The following is a 1,570-nucleotide window of genomic DNA, read 5'->3' as shown; positions in this document are numbered from 1 at the left end:
CACAGACGACGGATTTGCCTATCGTCAGCCCTACATCCTTACACCAGGTTCACCTTACGGATACCATCGCCTGGCTCAGCTACCTTCCTGCGTCACACCTGTTCATACGCTAACCGCACCAGCATGGGGTCGAGCGTTAGACCGCACCGCTTCACCCCGAAGGGATCCACTGGATACGGGTTAGGACTCTTAGCACCACTGGATTAGCTTGGGCGGTTGTTCGCCGGTACGGGAATATCAACCCGTTGTCCATCGACTACGCCTGTCGGCCTCGCCTTAGGTCCCGACTTACCCAGGGCGGATTAACCTGGCCCTGGAACCCTTGGTCTTTCGGAGGACGGGTTTCTCACCCGTCTTTCGCTACTCATGCCTGCATTCTCACTCGTGTGGCGTCCACGGCTGGATTACTCCGCCGCTTCACTCGCCACACGACGCTCTCCTACCACTCCGCACGACTGAACCACGAAGGCTTGTCTAACATGCGAAATCTACAACTTCGGCGGTGTGCTTGAGCCCCGTTACATTGTCGGCGCGGAATCACTTGACCAGTGAGCTATTACGCACTCTTTCAAGGGTGGCTGCTTCTAAGCCAACCTCCTGGTTGTCTATGCAACTCCACATCCTTTCCCACTTAGCACACGCTTAGGGGCCTTAGTTGGTAGTCTGGGTTGTTTCCCTCTCGACGATGAAGCTTATCCCCCACCGTCTCACTGCTGCGCTCTCACTCACCGGCATTCGGAGTTTGGCTGACGTCAGTAACCTGTTGAGGCCCATCGGCCATCCAGTAGCTCTACCTCCGGCGAGAAACACGCAACGCTGCACCTAAATGCATTTCGGAGAGAACCAGCTATCACGAAGTTTGATTGGCCTTTCACCCCTATCCACAGCTCATCCCCTCCATTTTCAACTGAAGTGGGTTCGGTCCTCCACGACGTCTTACCGTCGCTTCAACCTGGCCATGGATAGATCACTTCGCTTCGGGTCTAGGACATGCGACTGAATCGCCCTATTCAGACTCGCTTTCGCTACGGCTGCCCCACACGGGTTAACCTCGCCACATATCACTAACTCGCAGGCTCATTCTTCAAAAGGCACGCCGTCACCCCTACAAGGAGGCTCCGACGGTTTGTAAGCAAACGGTTTCAGGTACTATTTCACTCCCCTCCCGGGGTACTTTTCACCTTTCCCTCACGGTACTTGTCCGCTATCGGTCATCTGGGAGTATTTAGGCTTATCAGGTGGTCCTGACAGATTCACACGGGATTTCTCGGGCCCCGTGCTACTTGGGATACACATCCGGCCATAACACCATTTCGTCTACGGGGCTGGCACCCACTACGGCCCGGCTTTCAAACCGGTTCGACTATGATGCGCTGTAACCGCCCCAGTCCGGCAGAACTGAGCGACGTGTCCCACAACCCCGACCATGCAACGCCCGCCGGCTATCACACATGATCGGTTTAGCCTCATCCGCTTTCGCTCGCCACTACTCACGGAATCACATGTTGTTTTCTCTTCCTGTGGGTACTGAGATGTTTCACTTCCCCACGTTCCCTCTACCCGCCCTATA

At 55.5% G+C, this 1,570-nt stretch carries 1 rRNA gene (cut by a window edge); it reads right to left on the bottom strand.

The window, feature by feature from the left end:
• Positions 1 to 1,570, bottom strand: a 23S ribosomal RNA gene (locus tag ACIPJ2_RS19185) (its annotated part extends 1,288 nt beyond the left edge of the window); the annotation flags it as partial.

It is taken from the genome of Curtobacterium sp. NPDC090217 (assembly GCF_044746705.1).
GTDB lineage: Bacteria > Actinomycetota > Actinomycetes > Actinomycetales > Microbacteriaceae > Curtobacterium.
Note: the sequence above shows the minus strand (reverse complement) of the source record. Positions and strands in the feature narration are given on the sequence as shown.